This is a genomic window from Pseudomonas sp. LBUM1644 (genome assembly GCF_059716195.1).
On the sequence record NZ_CP166812.1, the window covers coordinates 5,944,306 to 5,962,984 of the forward strand.

Genomic DNA, 18,679 nt, shown 5'->3' on the forward strand with positions numbered 1-18,679 from the left:
GTGCCCTTGCGGGCCGGACGGCTAGCCGCCGCCGATGGCGTGTACCACTTCGACGGAATCACCGTCGTTCAGCGTGGTTTCAGCGTGCTGGCTGCGCGGGACGATATCCAGATTGAGTTCGACCGCCACCCGGCGTCCGGTCAGTTCCAGACGGGTCAGCAGGGCCGCAACGGTTTCACCGTCAGGCAGTTCAAGGGATTCGCCGTTCAACTGAATGCGCATGCCGAATGCCGCCATCATTTTTAGGGGCTGGCATTCTAGCCCGATCAGTCAGGCTGACCCAAGCCATTCGTCTTGAAATGCAATCCTTGTAGGAGCTGCCGAAGGCTGCGATCTTTTGATCTTAAAAGAGCAACATCAAAAGATCGCAGCCTTCGGCAGCTCCTACAAGGTCACGTCAAGATCGGTTCAGGGTCAGGTCAGTCGCCAGGCGGCAAGGCCCAGGCAGAGCCAGCCGACCAGGAACGCCAGGCCGCCAAAGGGCGTGATGATCCCGAGCTTGCTGATGCCGGTCATGGTCAGCAAGTACAGACTGCCGGAAAACAGCAGGATGCCGATGACAAACGAGCCGCCAGCCCACGTGATCAAGCGACCCGGAATCTGCGTGGCCAGCAGCGCAACCCCAAACAAGGCCAGGGTGTGCACCAGTTGGTAGGTCACGCCTGTATGGAAAATCCCCAGGTACTCCGGCGTCAGGCGGTTTTTCAAGCCATGGGCGGCGAACGCGCCAAGCGCAACGCCGGTGAAGCCGAAAAAAGCGGCCAGCATCAGAAAGCCACGCAGCATGCAGAACTCCAGTCAGACTCGATGAACAGGGTCTGTATAATGGCCCGCTCAACGGGTTCGGCCAAGCCATCTCTATGCTGCGTTTAATTTTCCGTCGTTTCACGAAAGCCCTGCTCTGGTTCGCGGGCGGCAGCATATTGCTGGTATTGATATTTCGCGTGGTGCCACCGCCGGGCACGGCGCTGATGGTCGAGCGCAAGGTCGAATCCTGGTTCGACGGCGAACCCATCGACTTGCAACGCACCTGGAAACCCTGGGATGAAATCTCCGATGACCTGAAAGTCGCCGTGATTGCAGGCGAGGATCAGAAATTCCCGGAGCATTGGGGTTTCGACTTCGGTGCGATTCAGGCTGCACTGGCCCATAACGAACTCGGCGGATCGATTCGCGGCGCCAGCACCTTGAGCCAGCAAGTGTCGAAAAACCTGTTTCTGTGGTCCGGCCGTAGCTGGCTGCGCAAAGGGCTGGAAGCCTGGTTTACCGGGCTGATCGAAGTGTTCTGGCCCAAGCAGCGGATACTTGAGGTGTACCTGAACAGCGTCGAGTGGGATGACGGCGTGTTTGGCGCTGAAGCGGCGGCTCGGCATCACTTTGGCGTGGGCGCCAAGTCACTTTCCCGGCAGCAGGCCAGTTTGCTGGCCGCGGTATTGCCGAATCCTCGGGTGTGGAGCGCGAGCCATCCGACCAACTATGTCGCACGGCGGGCCGGGTGGATTCGGCAGCAGATGAGTCAGCTCGGTGGCGATAGTTATCTGGTGGGGCTTAACGATTCGCGCCGGGCGCCTTGGGCTCAGTGATTCCTCAAATCAAAAGATCGCAGCCTTCGGCAGCTCCTACAGGGGAATGCAAAACACTGTAGGAGCTGCCGCAGGCTGCGATCTTTTGATCTTAAAAACAAAAACGCCCCGATCAATGATCAGGGCGTTTTTTATTACCTTCGCGCAGGTCAGGCAGCGATCGACAATTTGAGCTTGTTCATCGCGCTCTTCTCGAGCTGACGAATACGCTCGGCCGACACGTTGTACTTCTGCGCCAGGTCGTGCAGCGTGGCTTTCTCTTCCGCCAGCCAGCGCTGGTAGAGGATGTCACGACTGCGGTCGTCCAGCACTTCCAGCGCTTCGTGCAGGTTGTGGTTGGAGTTGTCGCTCCAGTCGGCATCTTCCAGTTGACGGGCCGGGTCGTACCGGTGGTCTTCCAGATAGTTGGCCGGCGACTGGAAAGCACTGTCGTCGTCCGCTTCTGCGGCCGGATCGAAGGCCATGTCATGGCCGGTCAGGCGACTTTCCATCTCGCGCACTTCCCGCGGCTCTACGCCGAGGCTTTCCGCCACACGGTGGACTTCCTCATTGTTCAGCCACGCCAGGCGTTTCTTCTGGCTGCGCAGGTTGAAGAACAACTTGCGCTGGGCCTTGGTGGTCGCGACTTTCACAATGCGCCAGTTGCGCAGGATGAACTCGTGAATTTCCGCCTTGATCCAGTGCACCGCGAACGAAACCAGGCGCACACCCATTTCCGGGTTGAAGCGCTTCACGGCTTTCATCAAGCCGACGTTGCCTTCCTGGATCAGGTCAGCCTGAGCCAGGCCGTAGCCGGAATAGCTACGGGCGATATGTACGACAAAACGCAGGTGGGCGAGCACCATCTGCCGAGCCGCCCCCAAATCCTGCTCATAATAGAGACTCTCGGCCAGTTCACGCTCCTGCTCCGGCGTCAGCAATGGAATGCTGTTCACGGTGTGCACATAGGCCTCCAGGTTCGCACCCGGGACCAGAGCATATGCAGGTTGCAAAGAATTGGTCATACGAAAAAACCTCCCGACTTACAAACTCGTGCAGTTCAGCACTGCGAAAATTGACCGGAAACCGTAGGACAAGTTCCCAAAAACGCTGAAAGGTCAATACGAGCAAAGTGATACTACTTAGGCGCAAGCTCCCTCAGGTGGCGTGCGACTGCAATCCAAGCACCGATATACCCCAACAGCACCGCGCCAAGCAAGAGAGACAGACCGTCGGCAACTGGCACACCGGCCAGCGCAAAGTTACTGCCGTACAAACCGGCCAGTCCAACCACTGCCTCGTTCAACCAGTTCAGGCCGAACGCCAATACGCCCCAGGACAGTATCCCCGCACCAAAGCCATATAGCGCACCCATATACAGAAAGGGCCTGCGCACATAGCTGTCAGTGCCGCCGACGAGTTTAATCACTTCTATCTCTGTGCGGCGGTTTTCAATATGAAGACGAATGGTATTGCCTATCACCAAAAGTAATGCAGAAACCAGAAGCACGGTCAGACCGAAGACAAAACGGTCGCCCAGCTTGAGGATGGCCGCCAGACGCTCGACCCAGACTAGATCAAGCTGAGCCTGTTGTACCTTTGGCAGCTCGGAAAGTTTTTGTCTTAATGCTTCAAGCGCAGGTTTGTCGACTTCGTTCGGGGTCACCAGTACCACGCCTGGCAGCGGGTTCTCCGGCAGCTCCTTGAGCGCCTCACCCAGGCCGGACTGCTGCTGGAATTCCTCCAGCGCCTGATCGCGACCCACGTATTGCGCCTCCGCGACGCCGGGCATGCCTTTGATCTGCTCGCGCAATGACTCGCCCTCGGCAGGGCTGGCCTCGATTTGCAGGTACAGGGAAATCTGTGCCGCGCGCTGCCAGGAACCGCCCAGACGCTCGACGTTACTCAGCAAAAGTGACAGACCCATGGGCAAGCTGAGGGCGACCGCCATCACCATGCAGGTGAAAAAGCTGCCGATCGGCTGTTTGCCCAGGCGGCGCAAGCTGTCCACCAGGCTGGCGCGATGGCTTTCGATCCAGGCGCGGAACAGCGTCGCGAAGTCCGGACCGTCGTCATCGTCGCGTTTTTTCTTCTGCGGCTGCGGATCGGCGGCCTTGGGGGCCACGCGCTCGGAAACCTTGGGGCTGCGTGTCGCACTCATTCGCCAGCCTCCCCGTCGCCGATCAATCGGCCGCGCTGCAAGGTCAGCATGCGATGACGCATGCGGGCGATGAGCGCCAGGTCGTGACTGGCGATCAACACGCTGGTGCCGAGCCGATTGATGTCTTCGAATACGCCCATGATCTCGGCCGCCAGGCGCGGGTCGAGGTTACCGGTGGGCTCATCCGCGAGCAGCAAGGCCGGGCGGTGAACGATGGCGCGGGCAATGCCGACGCGCTGTTGCTGACCGGTGGACAGGTCGCCGGGGTACAGATCGGTCTTGTCCGACAGCGCCACGCGCTCCAGCGCCGAATCCACACGCTTGACGATCTCGGCCTTGGACAGGCCCAGGATCTGCAACGGCAGTGCGACGTTGTTGAACACCGTGCGATCGAACAGCAACTGGTGATTCTGGAACACCACGCCGATTTGCCGGCGCAAGTAAGGAATCTGCGCATTGCTGATGGTGGCGAGATCCTGGCCGGCCAGCAGCAATTTGCCGGTGGTCGGACGCTCCATCGCCAGCAGCAGGCGCAACAAGGTGCTTTTACCGGCGCCAGAGTGGCCGGTGACAAACAAGAATTCGCCCCGACGGACTCGAAAGCTCAGCTCATGCAAGCCGACGTGACCGTTCGGATAGCGTTTACCGACCTGTTCGAAACGAATCATGAACGCTCCCGCTCGGCAAACAGTGCCTGGACAAAGGGTTCTGCTTCAAAAGTACGCAAATCGTCGATGCCTTCACCGACGCCGATGTAGCGGATCGGCAAGCCAAACTGCTTGGCCAGGGCGAAAATCACCCCGCCTTTGGCGGTGCCGTCGAGCTTGGTCAGCGCCAGGCCGGTCAGTTCGACGGTCTGGTTGAATTGTTTGGCCTGATTGATCGCGTTCTGGCCGGTACCGGCGTCGAGCACCAGCAGCACCTCGTGAGGCGCATCGGCGTCGAGCTTGCTGATCACCCGGCGAACCTTTTTCAGTTCTTCCATCAGGTTGTCTTTGGTGTGCAGGCGACCGGCCGTGTCGGCGATCAGCACGTCGATGCCACGCGCCTTGGCGGCTTGCACGGCGTCGAAGATAACCGAAGCCGAGTCGGCGCCGGTGTGCTGGGCGATCACCGGGATCTTGTTGCGCTCGCCCCAGACCTGCAATTGCTCGACCGCCGCGGCGCGGAAGGTGTCACCTGCCGCCAGCATGACTTTCTTGCCTTCAAGCTGCAGCTTCTTTGCCAGTTTGCCGATGGTGGTGGTCTTGCCGGCGCCGTTGACGCCCACCACCAGAATCACGAATGGCTTGTTCTGCGAGTTGATTTTCAGCGGTTGCTCGACCGGCTTGAGCATTGCCGCCAGTTCCGCTTGCAGGGATTTGTACAGCGCATCGGCATCGGCCAGCTCCTTGCGAGCGACCTTTTGGGTCAGGCGCTGAATGATCACCGACGTCGCTTCCACGCCAACGTCGGCGGTCAGCAGGCGGGTTTCGATGTCTTCGAACAGCTCGTCGTCGATGATCTTCTTGCCCAGGAACAGGCTGGCCATGCCTTCGCCGATGCTGGCGCTGGTCTTGGACAGGCCTTGCTTGAGGCGGGCGAAGAAACCGGCTTTGGTTTCTTCGGTCCGCACAGGCTCGGCCGGGATTTCGACAGGCGTAATAACAGGTACGGGCGCCGGTGCTGGCGCTTGAGCAACCGGAGCTGCCGGAGCTGCCGGAGCAACGAATGCAGGAATTACAGGTTCTGGAGCGACCGGTTCAGACTCAGCCATCACGACTGGCACTGCCACTGGCTCAACCACCGACACCTGCACCGGCTCAGGTGCAAACGCCGTCGGCGCTGGAATCGGCGGTGTAACGTGCGGCGCCAATTCATCTTCGACCAATGCCACCGGCTCTTCCGCCACCGGTAGCGTCAGCCACGGCTCGGCAATCGGTGTCAGCGGCGCTTGGGTCACGACTTCGGCGACGAGATCAGGCTCAGCCTCGACCACCGGTTGAAGGACCGGCTCGGCGATCGGCAAGACAATCGGCGCAGGCTCTTCTTCTATTACCGGGGCAGGCACTGGCTCAGGAAGTGGCTGTGGCTGTTCGACGACGGGTTCCTGCGGTTTTTTGCGCAGCCATCCGAACAGGCTTTTCTTCTCGCCAGCCGCAGCTGGGGTCTTCTTGTCGTCGTTGGAACCAAACATGGAGGACGGCTATCTCACGGTAGCGACGCGCCCAAGGGCGCCTCGGCAAATAAATATTCGATGCAGAACAGACTGCGATTGACCCAGCTTGTTCACGCGCAACATTTTGTCGAGGAGCAAACAGCACCTCAAAGGTCGACTAATACGAAGGACTGGAACGGCATCGTCGGCGAAAACGCAGAGTTTAGCTCTCAAACTCAACACTTGCGCCGCAAACCCAAACAACCTGCTGACCGATCAAAGGCCTGATAGGCGTGGCCGCCAGTAAAACGGATCAGTATCCTAGCACCCTCTCGCCCGCTGACGCTAAGAACAAGCGGGCAACCCAACAGGTTTAAAAACGAATGAATGCTCTAGCCCGCCGCGCTGCAGGCCTGCTGTTCAGCACAGTTTGTCTGCCATTTTCAGCCTTCGCTGCCGACCCTCAACCTACGCATGAATTCACCCTCGACAACGGCCTGAAGGTCGTCGTGCGCGAAGACCATCGTGCGCCAGTGGTGGTTTCCCAGGTCTGGTACAAGGTCGGCTCCAGCTACGAGACCCCGGGCCAGACCGGTTTGTCCCACGCGCTGGAACACATGATGTTCAAAGGCAGCGAGAAAGTCGGCCCCGGTGAAGCTTCGCTGATCCTGCGCGACCTCGGCGCCGAAGAGAACGCCTTCACCAGCGATGACTTTACGGCTTACTACCAAGTGCTGGCCCGTGATCGCCTGGGCGTGGCCTTCGAGCTGGAAGCGGACCGCATGGCCAGCCTGCGCCTGCCGGCCGACGAATTCGCTCGTGAAATCGAAGTTATTAAAGAAGAACGTCGTTTGCGTACCGACGACAAGCCGATGTCCAAGGCTTACGAGCGCTTCAAGGCAATGGCCTACCCGGCGAGCGGCTACCACACGCCGACCATCGGCTGGATGGCGGACCTGGACCGCATGAAAGTCGAAGAGCTGCGTCACTGGTACCAATCCTGGTACGTGCCAAACAACGCCACGCTGGTGGTGGTTGGCGACGTGACGCCGGACGAAGTCAAAACCCTGGCCCAGCGCTATTTTGGCCCGATCGCCCGGCGCGATGTGCCACCGGCGAAAATCCCCCTGGAACTGGCCGAGCCCGGTGAACGGCAGATTACCCTGCACGTTAAAACCCAATTGCCGAGCCTGATGCTGGCTTTCAACGTGCCGAGCATCGCCACCGCCGAAGATAAGCGTTCGGTGAACGCCTTGCGCTTGATCTCGGCCCTGTTGGACGGCGGCTACAGCGCACGTATCCCGACCCAACTGGAGCGCGGCGAAGAACTGGTTTCCGGCGGCTCGTCGAGCTACGACGCCTACACCCGCGGTGACAGCCTGTTCACCCTGTCGGCAACGCCCAACTCGCAGAAAGACAAAACCATCGACCAGGCGGAAGCCGGTTTGTGGAAGTTGCTCGAACAGCTGAAAACGACCGCACCGTCCACCGAAGAACTGGAACGCGTGCGTGCGCAAGTCATCGCCGGCCTGGTCTACGAGCGTGACTCGATTACCAGCCAGGCCACTTCCATTGGCCAACTGGAAACCGTCGGCCTCTCCTGGAAGCTGATGGACACCGAACTCGCCGACCTCGAAAGCGTGACCCCGCAAGACATCCAGAACGCCGCCAAGCTGTATTTCACCCGCGAACGTCTCAGTGTCGCCCACGTTCTGCCAGAGGAGACGACTCATGAGTGAGCGCAAGAAACCACGCCTGGCCCTGATCGGCTTGATGACCTTCGCGCTGATCGGCGCAGGCGCCTTCTATGTATTGCGACCTGACGACTCAACGGCCAGCGAAGCCCTCGACAAAGCCAAGTCCAGCCAGAAGCTGCAATCGCTGACAGAACTCGACGGCAAAGCGCCGAGCCACCGTACGCTGGATGTACAGACCTGGAACACCGCCGAAGGTGCCAAGGTGCTGTTCGTCGAAGCCCGGGAGCTGCCGATGTTCGACATGCGCCTGATCTTCGCCGCTGGCAGCAGCCAGGATGGCGATACACCCGGCCTGGCGCTGCTGACCAACGCCATGCTCAACGAGGGTGTGGCCGGCAAAGATGTCGGCGCGATCGCGCAGGGCTTCGAAGGTTTGGGTGCCGACTTTGGCAACGGCGCGTTCAAAGACATGGCACTGGCCTCCCTTCGCAGCCTCAGTGCCGCGGATAAACGCGAGCCCGCGTTGAAGCTGTTCTCTGAAGTGGTCGGCCAACCGACTTTCCCGGAAGACTCCTTTGCCCGCATCAAGAACCAGATGCTCGCCGGCTTCGAGTACCAGAAACAAAACCCCGGCAAACTGGCGAGCCTGGAGCTGATGAACCGCTTGTACGGCGATCATCCCTACGCGCATTCCAGCGATGGCACGGCGAAAACCGTCCCGGCGATCACACTGGCGCAACTCAAGGCCTTCCATGAGAAAGCCTACGCCGCCGGCAACGTGGTGATTGCGCTGGTGGGCGATTTGTCCCGCGCCGAGGCCGAGGCCATTGCCGCGCAAGTCTCCAGCGCACTGCCAAAAGGCCCTGCACTGGCGAAAATCCCGCAGCCGCAAGAGCCGCCGGCCAGCATCGGTCACATCGAGTTCCCGTCCAAGCAGACTAACCTGATGCTCGCGCAACTGGGCATCGACCGCGACGATCCGGACTACGCGGCATTGTCCTTGGGCAACCAGATCCTCGGCGGTGGCGGTTTCGGCACCCGGTTGATGAGCGAAGTGCGCGAAAAGCGCGGCCTGGCTTACGGCGTGTATTCGGGTTTCACCCCGATGCAGGCTCGCGGCCCGTTCATGATCAACCTGCAAACCCGGGCCGAGATGAGCGAAGGCACCCTGAAACTGGTGCAGGATGTGCTCGCCGACTACCTTAAAACCGGTCCGACGCAAAAAGAACTCGACGACGCCAAGCGTGAACTGGCCGGCAGCTTCCCGCTGTCCACCGCCAGCAACGCCGATATTGTCGGCCAACTCGGCGCCATGGGTTTCTATAACTTGCCGCTGAGCTATCTGGATGACTTCATGCGTGAGTCCCAGAGCCTTACCGTCGAGCAGGTCAGGACCGCACTGAACAAACACTTGAGCACGGACAAAATGGTCATCGTCAGCGCTGGCCCGACCGTGCCACAAAAGCCGTTACCGGCCCCATCTGATAAACCTGCCGAGCAGCCGCTCGGGGTTCCGGAGCATTAATGGCCACTCGTCCTAAGAAACCTGTTCACAACGTGCATAACGGCGTGAACCAACTGCGCATCATCGGTGGTGAATGGGGCAGCCGAAAGCTGAGCTTCCCCGACGCACCAGGCCTTCGTCCGACGCCCGACCGGGTGCGTGAAACCCTGTTCAACTGGCTCGCGCCTTATATCGCCGGCGCCAAGGTCCTTGATCCATTCGCCGGCAGCGGCGCGTTGTTCCTTGAGGCGTTGTCCCGTGGCGCGGCGCTGGGCCAGGCGCTGGACGCCAGCAACATCGCGGTCTCGAGCATCAAGGAGCATCTGGGAACCCTGCGCTGCACGACAGGCCAGATTCAGACCGCCGATGCCTTGCGCTATCTGGAAACCCAGGCCGCAACCGCTTATGACGTCGTGTTCCTCGACCCGCCGTTCAACCAGAACCTGTTGCCGACCGTTTGCACGCTGCTTGAAGAGCGCCAATGGCTGGCCAACGAGGCCTGGATCTACACTGAAAGCGAAAACGCGCCATCGAGCCTTGGCCTTCCAGGCACCTGGCGCCTGCACCGCGAGCAAAAATCCGGGCGGGTGTATTACGCGCTGTGGCAACGTATGGCAGAGATCGCCGGTTAATCGACCGGCCTGAAAAGGTGCGCACAGGTTGCGCACCGCTGCATCGAGAACAATCGTGTCCTTTCCGTCAGAACGTTTCACCCCCGCCTTCGGCCTCGGCAACCCGCACCTGCAAACCTTGTGGGGACCGCTGTGGCGCAAAACCACGCACATCGACCGCCAGCGCGAACGCTTGTGGCTGGAGGATGGCGACTTTCTCGATCTGGACTGGCACGGCCCGCACAGCGCCGAGGCGCCATTGGTGCTGGTGTTGCACGGCCTGACCGGCTCTTCGAATTCACCTTACGTGGCCGGGGTGCAGAAAGCGCTTGGGGCTCAAGGCTGGGCCAGTGTCGCGTTGAACTGGCGCGGCTGTTCGGGCGAGCCCAATCTGCTGCCGCGCAGCTACCACTCCGGCGCCAGCGAAGACCTGGCCGAAGCCATCAAACACCTGCGGGCACAACGCCCTCTCGCACCGTTGTACGCGGTCGGTTATTCCCTCGGCGGCAATGTCTTGCTCAAACACTTGGGCGAGACGGGCAGCGAGAGCGGCGTGCTAGGCGCGGTGGCGGTGTCGGTGCCGTTTCGCCTGGATCAGTGTGCCGACCGTATTGGCCAGGGCTTCTCCAAGGTCTATCAGGCGCACTTCATGCGTGAGATGTTGGCCTACATCAAGAACAAGCAGCGGCAGTTCCAGCATGACGGGCGCGAAGAGGGCTTGGCTGCCCTGGCGGCCCTCGGATCACTCGAGAACATGCGCACCTTCTGGGATTTCGATGGCCGGGTGACGGCGCCGCTGAATGGCTTCGTCGATGCGGAGGATTACTATCGCCGCGCCTCGAGCCGTTATTTCCTTGGCGAGATTCGTACACCGACGCTGATCATTCAGGCGGCCGACGATCCTTTTGTATTTCCTCATAGCCTGCCGCAGGCGAACGAATTGTCGCCCTGCACTCAATTCGAATTACAGCCCAAGGGCGGGCACGTCGGCTTTATCGATGGCTCGGTCCGACAGCCGGGTTATTACCTGGAACGGCGCATTCCGCAGTGGCTTGCCAAAGTGAGCGGCGAGTAACCCATGGACATCGATCAGGGCGAGTCGATCCGCTTCTGGCAAACCGCGCCATTGGCCGGGGTTGGGCCGGGGGCGTATCGCAGTGCACGGCTTTAGAATCAAAAGATCGCAGCCTTCGGCAGCTCCTACAAGAGCTGCCGAAGGCTGCGATCTTTTGATCTTTATTCGCCGATAGCGACGCCGCGCGCGGGATCGTTGATCCACTCGCTCCACGAGCCGGCATACAACGAACCCAACGGATAACCCGCCAGGCACAGCGCAAACAGATTATGGCAAGCCGTGACGCCGGAGCCGCAATACGCCACCAGATCGTCGGGCGAGCGATGACCGAGCTTGGCGGCAAAGCGCTGCTTGAGTTGCTCAGCCGGCAGGAAACGCCCGTCGCTGCCCAAATTCTCGGTGAACGCCGCGCATTGCGCGCCCGGAATGTGCCCGGCAATCGGGTCGATCGGCTCCACTTCACCTTTGAAACGCGGCAACGCGCGGGCATCGATCAAGGTCAGCTCTGGCTGGCCCAGACGCTGCTGAAGCTGTTCGGCACTCAGGAGCAGCGCATCGTCCGGCGTCCCGTTGAAGGTGCCACGCTTGATGTCGCAGGCATCCAGACTCAGCGGCAAACCGGCCGCGTGCCAGGCCTTGAGCCCGCCATCAAGAATGAACACACCCTCTTGCTTGCCCAGCCAGGCCAGCAACCACCAGGCCCGCGCCGCATAGGCACCCGGACCATCGTCGTACAAAACCACTTCGCTATCGTTGTCGATGCCCCAGGCCTGCAGACGCTCGATCAAATCCTGCGCGTCAGGTAACGGATGTCGCCCGGTGACACCCTTGACCACTGCCCCGCTTAAATCACGCTCAAGATCCGCAAAGCGCGACCCGGCGATATGGCCTTCGGCATAGCTGCGCTGTCCGTAATCCGGGTCTTCGAGGGCAAAACGACAATCCAGAATCACCAGCCCTGGCTGCTCCTTTTTCAGGTCCAGTGCTTGCGGGCTGATCAACTGCGCAATGGGCATAACGGGCTCCTGTGATTTAAACGATGTTTGATCCTACTGCACTTCTTCCAGCGCCTGGGCCAGCGGCACGTAAAACTCCTGGTAGAGGGCATCTACCTCAGCGCGAGCCTGATCCGTGACGAAACCAGCCTCGAGCACCAACACCTGATACACCCCACGTTTAATCGCCTGCTCGCTCAGGTGATTGGAGTTTTCCCGCGTGGTGCACAGGAAACGCACCCAGGACGTGAGGATGATCCACGCATTGAGGGTCAGGGATTCAATTTGCACTTTGTCCATGCACAGGATGCCGGCCTCGACGAAGCCCGCGTAGATGTGGGTGCCATGGATCAGGCAACGCTGGGAAAAGCGCCGATAACGGGCGGCCAGTTCAGGATCACTGTCGAGCAAGTGCTCAAGATCGCGATGTAAAAACCGGTAACGCCACATCGCCGCCAGCAGTTCCTGGAGGTAGAAGCGTTTATCGCTCACCGTGGCGGCCCGGCCCTGTGGCAGGCGCAGGAAACTGTCCACCAGGCTTTCGTACTCACTGAACAGCACGGCAATAATCGCCTGCTTGTTGGGGAAGTGGTAGTACAGGTTGCCCGGAGAAATCTCCATATGGGCAGCAATGTGGTTGGTGCTGATGCTGCGCTCGCCCTGCTGATTGAACAGCTCCAGGCTGTTCTGCACGATGCGCTCGCTGGTTTTGATCCGAGGGGCCATGGCTTGGGCTTTAATTCAGAGTGCGTTGACGGGCATCTTACGACCTATCCGTGGGTGGATAAAACAACGTGATCTCAGAATGGCATTTGACTTTATAGAGCATAGACTCTAAAAAGTTCCTTATTATAATAAATCCGGAGCCTACCATGACTGCTGACATTACCTACCTTCAGAACCTGCAGCAGCCCCTGGAAGAACTCCAAACCCTGTTTAACGCCCAGCGCGCCGCGTATGCCGCGAACCCGATGCCACCCGCGGCCCAGCGCCAGCAATGGCTGAAGGCGTTGCGCGAGCTGCTGAACACAGAACGCCAAGCCCTGATCGACGCGATCAGCCAGGACTTCAGTCACCGCAGTGCCGATGAAACGCTGCTCGCAGAACTGATGCCCAGCCTGCACGGCATCCACTACGCCAGCCGTCACCTCAAAGGCTGGATGAAAGCTTCGCGGCGCAAGGTCGGCATCGCCTTCCAACCCGCTTCGGCCAAAGTTGTTTACCAACCATTGGGCGTGGTCGGGGTGATCGTGCCCTGGAACTATCCACTGTATTTGGCCATTGGACCGCTGGTGGGCGCGTTGTCAGCGGGCAATCGGGTGATGCTCAAACTGAGCGAATCAACACCCGCCACCGGTTTGCTGCTCAAGGAATTGCTGGGCCGGATCTTCCCCGAAGACCTGGTCTGCGTGGTGTTGGGTGAAGCCGATATCGGCGTCGCGTTCTCCAGACTGCGCTTTGATCACCTGCTGTTCACCGGCGCCACCAGCATCGGTAAACATGTGATGCGTGCGGCGGCCGAGAACCTGACGCCAGTGACCCTCGAACTGGGCGGCAAGTCCCCGGCCATCGTCTCCCACGATGTGCCGCTCAAGGATGCCGCCGAACGTATTGCCTTCGGCAAGACGCTCAACGCCGGGCAAACCTGCGTCGCCCCGGACTATGTGCTGGTGCCGGAAGATCGTGTGGGTTCGTTCGTTGAAGCTTATCGCCAGGCCGTTCGAGGCTTTTATCCAACGCTGGCTGATAACCCGGACTACACGGCGATCATCAACGAACGCCAGTTGGCGCGGCTCAACGGCTACGTCAGTGACGCCACCAGCAAGGGCGCGCTGCTGATTCCGCTGTTCGATCAGGGCCAGGGGCGGCGCATGGGGCACAGCCTGCTGCTCAACGTCAGCGACGACATGACGGTGATGCAGGACGAAATCTTCGGCCCGCTGTTGCCCATTGTTCCGTACACGGATCTGGACGAAGCGTTTGCCTACATCAACCAGCGGCCACGTCCGCTGGCGCTGTACTACTTTGGCTACGACAAACGCGAGCAAAACCGGGTCCTCCATGAAACCCATTCCGGTGGCGTGTGCCTGAACGACACGTTGCTGCACGTCGCTCAGGACGACATGCCGTTCGGCGGCATCGGCGCCTCGGGCATGGGCCACTACCACGGTCACGAAGGTTTCCTGACCTTCAGCAAGGCCAAGGGCGTGCTGATCAAACAGCGCTTCAATGCGGCGAAACTGATCTATCCGCCGTACGGCACATCCATTCAGAAGCTGATTCAGAAGCTGTTTATCCGCTAACAAACGCCACCGTCAGGTAATAACAATAATGAGCCCAAGCCTGTCCGATACACCCGTGCTGTCACGGCGCGGCCTGCTTAAATTCAGCCTCGGCGCGAGTGCTTTCCTGGCCACGGCTGGATTGGGTGCGAGCCTCAGCGGTTGCTCCTCGAGCATCCCGGCCAATGGCTTCGCGATTTTGCGCAGCGGCGATCTGCTGTTTTTGCGGGCGCTGCTCCCGGTGATGCTGGACGGCTCCGCGGCTGCCGAGAAAATGCCGGCAGCGGTCGACCAGACCCTGCACTGTCTGGATAACGGGCTGAATCACCTCTCACCGCAAATGCTCAAGCTCACTCAGCAACTGTTCGATGTGTTGGGGATGGCCGTGACGCGCGGGCCACTGACCGGGATCTGGGGCAGTTGGGAAAATGCCAGTGCCGATGAAATTCGGCACTTTCTGGATCGATGGGAAAACAGCTCGTTGAGCTTGTTGCGCATGGGGCACAGCTCGTTACTGCAACTGGTGATGATGGCGTGGTACAGCCGGGCCGAGTCTTGGGTGCATTGCGGGTATCCCGGGCCGCCAACAGTCTGAAATGTAGGAGCGAGCTTGCTCGCGATGGACGTTAACGATGACGCGTGCTTTCTGGATGAACACGCCGCCCTCAGGTTCTTCGCGAGCGAGCTCGCTCCTACAAGCAGCAGCCGCATCACCACCGAATCCAAAATAATAAGAGAACCTGAATATGCCCGTACCCGATCCGTTCCGCGAAGGCATGGCCCGCGGCTGGAAAACTTATAACGGGTCGCAACTGACCCAGGACCTGACGCTCGAAGCGGACGTGGCGATCATCGGCAGCGGCGCAGGGGGCGGGACCACCGCTGAAATCCTCAGCGCCGCCGGCTACAAGGTGCTGCTGATCGAGGAAGGCCCGCTCAAGACCAGCAGCGACTTCAAGATGCTCGAAGACCAGGCCTACACCAGCCTCTATCAGGAAGGTATCGGCCGCATGAGCAAGGACGGCGCGATTACCATTCTCCAGGGGCGGGCAGTGGGTGGCACCACGCTGATCAACTGGACTTCAAGCTTTCGCACCCCGCAGCCGACCCTCGAACACTGGGCCAAGGAACACAACGTCACAGGTCACACCCCGGCGGAAATGGCGCCATGGTTCGAGAAAATGGAACAACGCTTGGGCGTCGCCCCATGGATGGTCCCGCCCAACGCCAACAATGATGTGATCCGCAAAGGCTGCGAAAAGCTCGGCTATGCCTGGCATGTAATCCCGCGCAACGTACGTGGCTGCTGGAACCTCGGTTACTGCGGCATGGGCTGCCCGACCAATGCCAAGCAGTCGATGATGGTCACGACCATTCCGGCGACACTGGAAAAGGGCGGCGAGCTGCTCTACCTGGCCCGCGCCGAAAAGCTCTCGATCAAGGACGGCAAGGTGACCGGTTTGCAATGTGTGGCGATGGACGGGCGTTGCGTCGCGCCCACGGGCAAGACCATCACGATCAAGGCGCGGCATTTCGTGCTGGCCGGCGGCGGCATCAACAGTCCAGCGCTACTCCTGCGCTCCGATGCACCCGATCCGCACAAACGGCTGGGCAAACGCACGTTCCTGCATTTGGTGAACATGTCCGCCGGGCTGTTCGACGAAGTGATCAATCCGTTTTATGGCGCACCGCAGTCGATCTATTCCGACCATTTCCAATGGCAGGACGGCACCACTGGCAAGATGTCCTACAAACTGGAAGTGCCACCGCTGCACCCGGCGCTGGCCGCTACCCTGCTCGGCGGTTTCGGCCAGGAAAACGCCCGGCACATGGAAAGCCTGCCGCACACCCACGCGATGCTGGCGTTACTGCGCGATGGTTTTCACCCGGACAGCCCGGGCGGCAGCGTTGAACTGCGCGGCGATGGCACTCCGGTGCTCGACTATCAGGTTTCACCCTACGCCTGGGACGGGTTGCGCCGGGCGTTCCACAGCATGGCCGAGATCCAGTTCGCCGGTGGCGCCAACGCCGTGATGCCGATGCACGCCGACGCGCGTTATGTGAAAACCCTGGCCGAAGCACGCACGCTGATCGACGGCTTGAGCCTTGAGCTCTATCGCACTCGCCTGGGCAGTGCCCATGTGATGGGCGGTTGCGCGATGGGCGAAGACCCGAAAAACGCCGTGACCGACAGCCTCGGCCGCCATCACCAACTCAGTAATCTGTCGATCCACGACGGCTCGCTGTTCCCCACCAGCATTGGCGCAAACCCGCAATTGTCGGTCTACGGGCTGACGGCGCAACTCGCCACTGCACTGGCGCAACGTTTGAAAAACTCATGAAAATGGAGAATATTCCTACCGTCTATAGTGCTTTCTTACTCAACAGGCGACTTGGCCGACCGGGACGGCTGCGATACCATCCGACTCCCCAACGGACTCCCGCCAGGACGACGCGATGAACCGAGTGTTGTACCCAGGTACCTTCGACCCTATTACCAAGGGCCATGGCGACTTGGTCGAACGCGCCGCGCGCCTGTTCGATCATGTGATCATCGCCGTCGCCGCCAGCCCGAAGAAAAACCCGTTGTTTCCCCTGGAACAGCGTGTGGAGCTGGCCCGCGAGGTCACTAAACATCTGCCGAACGTTGAAGTCGTCGGCTTCTCGACGTTGCTGGCGCACTTCGCCAAAGAGAAGAACGCCAACGTGTTCCTGCGTGGTTTGCGCGCGGTCTCGGACTTCGAATACGAATTTCAGCTCGCAAACATGAATCGCCAGCTGGCGCCGGATGTGGAAAGCCTGTTTCTCACGCCGTCCGAACGTTACTCGTTTATTTCCTCGACGTTGGTTCGTGAAATCGCGGCGTTGGGCGGCGATATCACCAAGTTTGTCCACCCTGCGGTGGCCGACGCACTCACCCAGCGGTTCAAGAAGTAACGCCAACTGTAGGAGCGAGCTTGCTGGCGAAGGACGAAAGAGCGCCGTGTTCATTCAGACAGCCCTCGTCACCGTTAACGTCCATCGCCAGCAAGCTGGCTCCTACAGCGCCAATGCGGCACAATTGTGCGCATTGGTTTATTGCGCCCGGGCTTCACGCCCCGGCTGGAGTTAGCATGTCCCTGATCATCACCGACGATTGCATCAATTGCGACGTCTGCGAACCCGAGTGCCCGAACGCCGCTATTTCCCAAGGCGAAGAGATCTACGTGATCGACCCGAACCTGTGCACACAGTGTGTCGGCCACTACGACGAACCTCAGTGCCAACAGGTGTGCCCGGTGGATTGCATTCCGCTGGATGAAGCGCATCCGGAGACTGAAGAACAGTTGATGGCGAAGTATCGGGTGATTACCGGTAAGGCTTGAGGGCCCCAAAAGATCGCAGCCTGCGGCAGCTCCTACAGGATAAACGCGATCCCCTGTAGGAGCTGCCGAAGGCTGCGATCTTTTGATCTTGACTCACTCCTGCTGCTCAAACCCCTCCCCGATGCACCCCAGGCACCGCACAAACGCCGCTTTCGCCGGATCGACCACCAGCGCCTGCCCTGCATCGCCAACGCCGCCGCCCAGCGCGGTAAATGGCAACGACACCACAAATACCCCCGCCCCGATCACCGTTGCCACGACCAGCAACGGTCGGGCAATCAGCAAATCGCCGATCATGGCGTACGCCGGGGGATTGTGAATGGTGTAGAGCGGGTCGCCGCTGCCGCCCGTGGCCGCCAACACCGGCGGACCAGTGCTCAGCAGCAGCGCAACGATAAAGAATCGAAACAGGTTCATGACACGGTCCTTCGGCTAGGCAGTGAGAACACTGACTATAGACCGTCGGTGTTTCAGCTCTGGCAGCGCGGGCAAAAGACGCTGGCGCGCTGTCCCAGCTTCACTTCCCGCAGCTCCGTCCCACAGACCTTGCAAGGCTGGCCGCCGCGCCCGTACACAAACAGTTCCTGCTGGAAATAACCCGGCTGACCGTCACCACCGATAAAGTCCCGCAACGTGGTGCCGCCGCGTTCGATGGCCGCCGCCAGAATGCGTTTGATCTCGATTGCCAGCTTCAGATAACGCGCCCGGGAAATGCTCTTGGCTTCACGGCGCGGGTCGATCCCGGCGGCAAACAGTGCTTCAGTCGCGTAAATGTTGCCGACGCCAACCACTACCGCGTTGTCCATGATGAACGGTTTGACCGCCATGGCACGGGTGCGGGACTGCTGGAACAAACGCTCGCCGTCGAACAGGTCGGTCAACGGCTCCGGCCCAAGACGAATCAGCAATTCGTGGTTGAGCGGGTCGAGGCTCCAGAGCATCGCGCCAAACCGTCGTGGGTCGGTGTAGCGCAGGGCGAGGCCGGACTCGAGTTCGATGTCCACATGCTCATGCTTGGCCGCCGGCATGCCAACTTCCACCAGACGCAAATTGCCCGACATGCCCAAATGGCTGATCAACGTGCCGACTTCGGCGTTGATCAACAGGTACTTGGCGCGCCGTTCCACCAGCACGATACGCTGGCCCGACAGCCGCACATCCAGGTCTTCCGGAATTGGCCAGCGCAAGCGGCGGTCACGCACGATCACCCGGCTGACACGCTGGCCTTCCAGGTGCGGCGCAATTCCACGGCGGGTGGTTTCGACTTCTGGCAGTTCAGGCATGGCGTTC

At 60.3% G+C, this 18,679-nt stretch carries 20 protein-coding genes; 10 read left to right on the forward strand and 10 right to left on the reverse strand.

The window, feature by feature from the left end; all coding sequences use genetic code 11:
• Window positions 1–21 precede the first annotated feature (21 nt).
• Both thiS and ACA052_RS27330 read right to left on the reverse strand, forming a co-directional pair.
• Window positions 22–222 (reverse strand): sulfur carrier protein ThiS, encoded by a 201-nt coding sequence (thiS, locus tag ACA052_RS27325; protein ID WP_007897898.1) that lies wholly within the window; start codon window positions 220–222, stop codon window positions 22–24.
• 192 nt (window positions 223–414) lie between these two features.
• Window positions 415–786 carry a DUF423 domain-containing protein gene (locus tag ACA052_RS27330; protein WP_497647587.1) on the reverse strand — a complete coding sequence of 124 codons (372 nt, stop codon included), beginning with the start codon at window positions 784–786 and terminating at the stop codon, window positions 415–417.
• 74 nt (window positions 787–860) lie between these two features.
• Between ACA052_RS27330 and mtgA the strand changes: the two genes are divergently transcribed.
• Window positions 861–1,583 carry a monofunctional biosynthetic peptidoglycan transglycosylase gene (gene mtgA / locus ACA052_RS27335; protein ID WP_497647588.1) on the forward strand — a complete coding sequence of 241 codons (723 nt, stop codon included), beginning with the start codon at window positions 861–863 and terminating at the stop codon, window positions 1,581–1,583.
• A gap of 149 nt (window positions 1,584–1,732) precedes the next feature.
• Here mtgA and rpoH read toward each other — a convergent pair whose 3' ends face one another.
• The 4 genes from rpoH to ftsY all read right to left on the reverse strand — a co-directional run bounded on the left by rpoH (window position 1,733) and on the right by ftsY (window position 5,899).
• A complete protein-coding gene (rpoH, locus tag ACA052_RS27340; RefSeq protein WP_007897890.1) occupies window positions 1,733–2,587 on the reverse strand; it encodes an RNA polymerase sigma factor RpoH in 855 nt (284 codons plus the stop codon).
• Window positions 2,588–2,700: 113 nt separating this feature from the next.
• Window positions 2,701–3,723 carry a permease-like cell division protein FtsX gene (ftsX, locus tag ACA052_RS27345; protein WP_497647589.1) on the reverse strand — a complete coding sequence of 341 codons (1,023 nt, stop codon included), beginning with the start codon at window positions 3,721–3,723 and terminating at the stop codon, window positions 2,701–2,703.
• Entirely contained in the window at window positions 3,720–4,391 is a 672-nt protein-coding gene (ftsE, locus tag ACA052_RS27350) for a cell division ATP-binding protein FtsE (protein WP_027926547.1), read from the reverse strand. Before ftsE ends, ftsX begins: the two co-directional genes overlap by 4 nt.
• Entirely contained in the window at window positions 4,388–5,899 is a 1,512-nt protein-coding gene (ftsY, locus tag ACA052_RS27355; protein WP_497647590.1) for a signal recognition particle-docking protein FtsY, read from the reverse strand. The genes ftsE and ftsY overlap by 4 nt, the downstream gene beginning before the upstream one ends.
• 344 nt (window positions 5,900–6,243) lie before the next feature.
• On the opposite strand from ftsY, the gene ACA052_RS27360 reads away from it, so the two are divergent.
• The 4 genes from ACA052_RS27360 to ACA052_RS27375 are packed head-to-tail and all read left to right on the forward strand — an operon-like array spanning window position 6,244 to window position 10,747.
• Entirely contained in the window at window positions 6,244–7,599 is a 1,356-nt protein-coding gene (locus tag ACA052_RS27360; RefSeq protein ID WP_497647591.1) for a M16 family metallopeptidase, read from the forward strand.
• Window positions 7,592–9,082: a M16 family metallopeptidase gene (locus ACA052_RS27365; protein ID WP_497647592.1), complete on the forward strand. Its 1,491-nt coding sequence runs from the start codon at window positions 7,592–7,594 to the stop codon at window positions 9,080–9,082. The genes ACA052_RS27360 and ACA052_RS27365 overlap by 8 nt, the downstream gene beginning before the upstream one ends.
• On the forward strand, window positions 9,082–9,693 hold the full coding sequence (rsmD, locus tag ACA052_RS27370; RefSeq protein ID WP_497647593.1) for a 16S rRNA (guanine(966)-N(2))-methyltransferase RsmD: 612 nt from the start codon (window positions 9,082–9,084) through the stop codon (window positions 9,691–9,693). Before ACA052_RS27365 ends, rsmD begins: the two co-directional genes overlap by 1 nt.
• A gap of 55 nt (window positions 9,694–9,748) precedes the next feature.
• Entirely contained in the window at window positions 9,749–10,747 is a 999-nt protein-coding gene (locus ACA052_RS27375; RefSeq protein WP_497647594.1) for a hydrolase, read from the forward strand.
• Between the two features lie 161 nt (window positions 10,748–10,908).
• On the opposite strand, the gene ACA052_RS27380 is transcribed toward ACA052_RS27375, so the two are convergent.
• Together ACA052_RS27380 and ACA052_RS27385 are read right to left on the reverse strand one after the other, a co-directional pair.
• Window positions 10,909–11,763, reverse strand: a complete 855-nt coding sequence (locus ACA052_RS27380) for a sulfurtransferase (RefSeq protein WP_497647595.1) — start codon at window positions 11,761–11,763, stop codon at window positions 10,909–10,911.
• Window positions 11,764–11,796: 33 nt separating this feature from the next.
• Window positions 11,797–12,468 carry a TetR/AcrR family transcriptional regulator gene (locus tag ACA052_RS27385; protein WP_497647596.1) on the reverse strand — a complete coding sequence of 224 codons (672 nt, stop codon included), beginning with the start codon at window positions 12,466–12,468 and terminating at the stop codon, window positions 11,797–11,799.
• Window positions 12,469–12,614: 146 nt separating this feature from the next.
• Here ACA052_RS27385 and ACA052_RS27390 point away from each other — a divergent pair, with 146 nt between their 5' ends.
• The 5 genes from ACA052_RS27390 (at window position 12,615) to ACA052_RS27410 (ending at window position 17,389) form a co-directional block, all read left to right on the forward strand.
• The gene (locus ACA052_RS27390) at window positions 12,615–14,045 is read left to right on the forward strand and encodes a coniferyl aldehyde dehydrogenase (protein WP_497647597.1); all 1,431 of its coding nucleotides are present in this window, start codon (window positions 12,615–12,617) and stop codon (window positions 14,043–14,045) included.
• A 28-nt stretch (window positions 14,046–14,073) separates the two neighbouring features.
• Window positions 14,074–14,619: a twin-arginine translocation pathway signal protein gene (locus ACA052_RS27395; protein WP_497647598.1), complete on the forward strand. Its 546-nt coding sequence runs from the start codon at window positions 14,074–14,076 to the stop codon at window positions 14,617–14,619.
• A 151-nt stretch (window positions 14,620–14,770) separates the two neighbouring features.
• Window positions 14,771–16,366, forward strand: coding sequence for a GMC family oxidoreductase (locus ACA052_RS27400; RefSeq protein WP_497647599.1), 1,596 nt, complete (start codon window positions 14,771–14,773; stop codon window positions 16,364–16,366).
• Between the two features lie 115 nt (window positions 16,367–16,481).
• On the forward strand, window positions 16,482–16,961 hold the full coding sequence (gene coaD, locus ACA052_RS27405) for a pantetheine-phosphate adenylyltransferase (RefSeq protein ID WP_123509806.1): 480 nt from the start codon (window positions 16,482–16,484) through the stop codon (window positions 16,959–16,961).
• A gap of 176 nt (window positions 16,962–17,137) precedes the next feature.
• Window positions 17,138–17,389: a YfhL family 4Fe-4S dicluster ferredoxin gene (locus ACA052_RS27410; RefSeq protein ID WP_048722619.1), complete on the forward strand. Its 252-nt coding sequence runs from the start codon at window positions 17,138–17,140 to the stop codon at window positions 17,387–17,389.
• A gap of 93 nt (window positions 17,390–17,482) precedes the next feature.
• On the opposite strand, the gene ACA052_RS27415 is transcribed toward ACA052_RS27410, so the two are convergent.
• A complete protein-coding gene (locus ACA052_RS27415; protein WP_497647600.1) occupies window positions 17,483–17,806 on the reverse strand; it encodes a multidrug transporter in 324 nt (107 codons plus the stop codon).
• A 53-nt stretch (window positions 17,807–17,859) separates the two neighbouring features.
• On the reverse strand, window positions 17,860–18,672 hold the full coding sequence (gene mutM / locus ACA052_RS27420; protein ID WP_497647601.1) for a bifunctional DNA-formamidopyrimidine glycosylase/DNA-(apurinic or apyrimidinic site) lyase: 813 nt from the start codon (window positions 18,670–18,672) through the stop codon (window positions 17,860–17,862).
• Window positions 18,673–18,679 lie beyond the last annotated feature (7 nt).

What these genes read in the sequence shown, in the direction of transcription:
- thiS (WP_007897898.1), bottom strand. Translation starts at nt 222, where the DNA reads ATGCGCATTCAGTTGAACGGCGAATCCCTTGAACTGCCTGACGGTGAA.
- ACA052_RS27330 (WP_497647587.1), bottom strand. Translation starts at nt 786, where the DNA reads ATGCTGCGTGGCTTTCTGATGCTGGCCGCTTTTTTCGGCTTCACCGGC.
- mtgA (WP_497647588.1), top strand. Translation starts at nt 861, where the DNA reads ATGCTGCGTTTAATTTTCCGTCGTTTCACGAAAGCCCTGCTCTGGTTC.
- rpoH (WP_007897890.1), bottom strand. Translation starts at nt 2,587, where the DNA reads ATGACCAATTCTTTGCAACCTGCATATGCTCTGGTCCCGGGTGCGAAC.
- ftsX (WP_497647589.1), bottom strand. Translation starts at nt 3,723, where the DNA reads ATGAGTGCGACACGCAGCCCCAAGGTTTCCGAGCGCGTGGCCCCCAAG.
- ftsE (WP_027926547.1), bottom strand. Translation starts at nt 4,391, where the DNA reads ATGATTCGTTTCGAACAGGTCGGTAAACGCTATCCGAACGGTCACGTC.
- ftsY (WP_497647590.1), bottom strand. Translation starts at nt 5,899, where the DNA reads ATGTTTGGTTCCAACGACGACAAGAAGACCCCAGCTGCGGCTGGCGAG.
- ACA052_RS27360 (WP_497647591.1), top strand. Translation starts at nt 6,244, where the DNA reads ATGAATGCTCTAGCCCGCCGCGCTGCAGGCCTGCTGTTCAGCACAGTT.
- ACA052_RS27365 (WP_497647592.1), top strand. Translation starts at nt 7,592, where the DNA reads ATGAGTGAGCGCAAGAAACCACGCCTGGCCCTGATCGGCTTGATGACC.
- rsmD (WP_497647593.1), top strand. Translation starts at nt 9,082, where the DNA reads ATGGCCACTCGTCCTAAGAAACCTGTTCACAACGTGCATAACGGCGTG.
- ACA052_RS27380 (WP_497647595.1), bottom strand. Translation starts at nt 11,763, where the DNA reads ATGCCCATTGCGCAGTTGATCAGCCCGCAAGCACTGGACCTGAAAAAG.
- ACA052_RS27385 (WP_497647596.1), bottom strand. Translation starts at nt 12,468, where the DNA reads ATGGCCCCTCGGATCAAAACCAGCGAGCGCATCGTGCAGAACAGCCTG.
- ACA052_RS27390 (WP_497647597.1), top strand. Translation starts at nt 12,615, where the DNA reads ATGACTGCTGACATTACCTACCTTCAGAACCTGCAGCAGCCCCTGGAA.
- ACA052_RS27395 (WP_497647598.1), top strand. Translation starts at nt 14,074, where the DNA reads ATGAGCCCAAGCCTGTCCGATACACCCGTGCTGTCACGGCGCGGCCTG.
- ACA052_RS27400 (WP_497647599.1), top strand. Translation starts at nt 14,771, where the DNA reads ATGCCCGTACCCGATCCGTTCCGCGAAGGCATGGCCCGCGGCTGGAAA.
- coaD (WP_123509806.1), top strand. Translation starts at nt 16,482, where the DNA reads ATGAACCGAGTGTTGTACCCAGGTACCTTCGACCCTATTACCAAGGGC.
- ACA052_RS27410 (WP_048722619.1), top strand. Translation starts at nt 17,138, where the DNA reads ATGTCCCTGATCATCACCGACGATTGCATCAATTGCGACGTCTGCGAA.
- ACA052_RS27415 (WP_497647600.1), bottom strand. Translation starts at nt 17,806, where the DNA reads ATGAACCTGTTTCGATTCTTTATCGTTGCGCTGCTGCTGAGCACTGGT.
- mutM (WP_497647601.1), bottom strand. Translation starts at nt 18,672, where the DNA reads ATGCCTGAACTGCCAGAAGTCGAAACCACCCGCCGTGGAATTGCGCCG.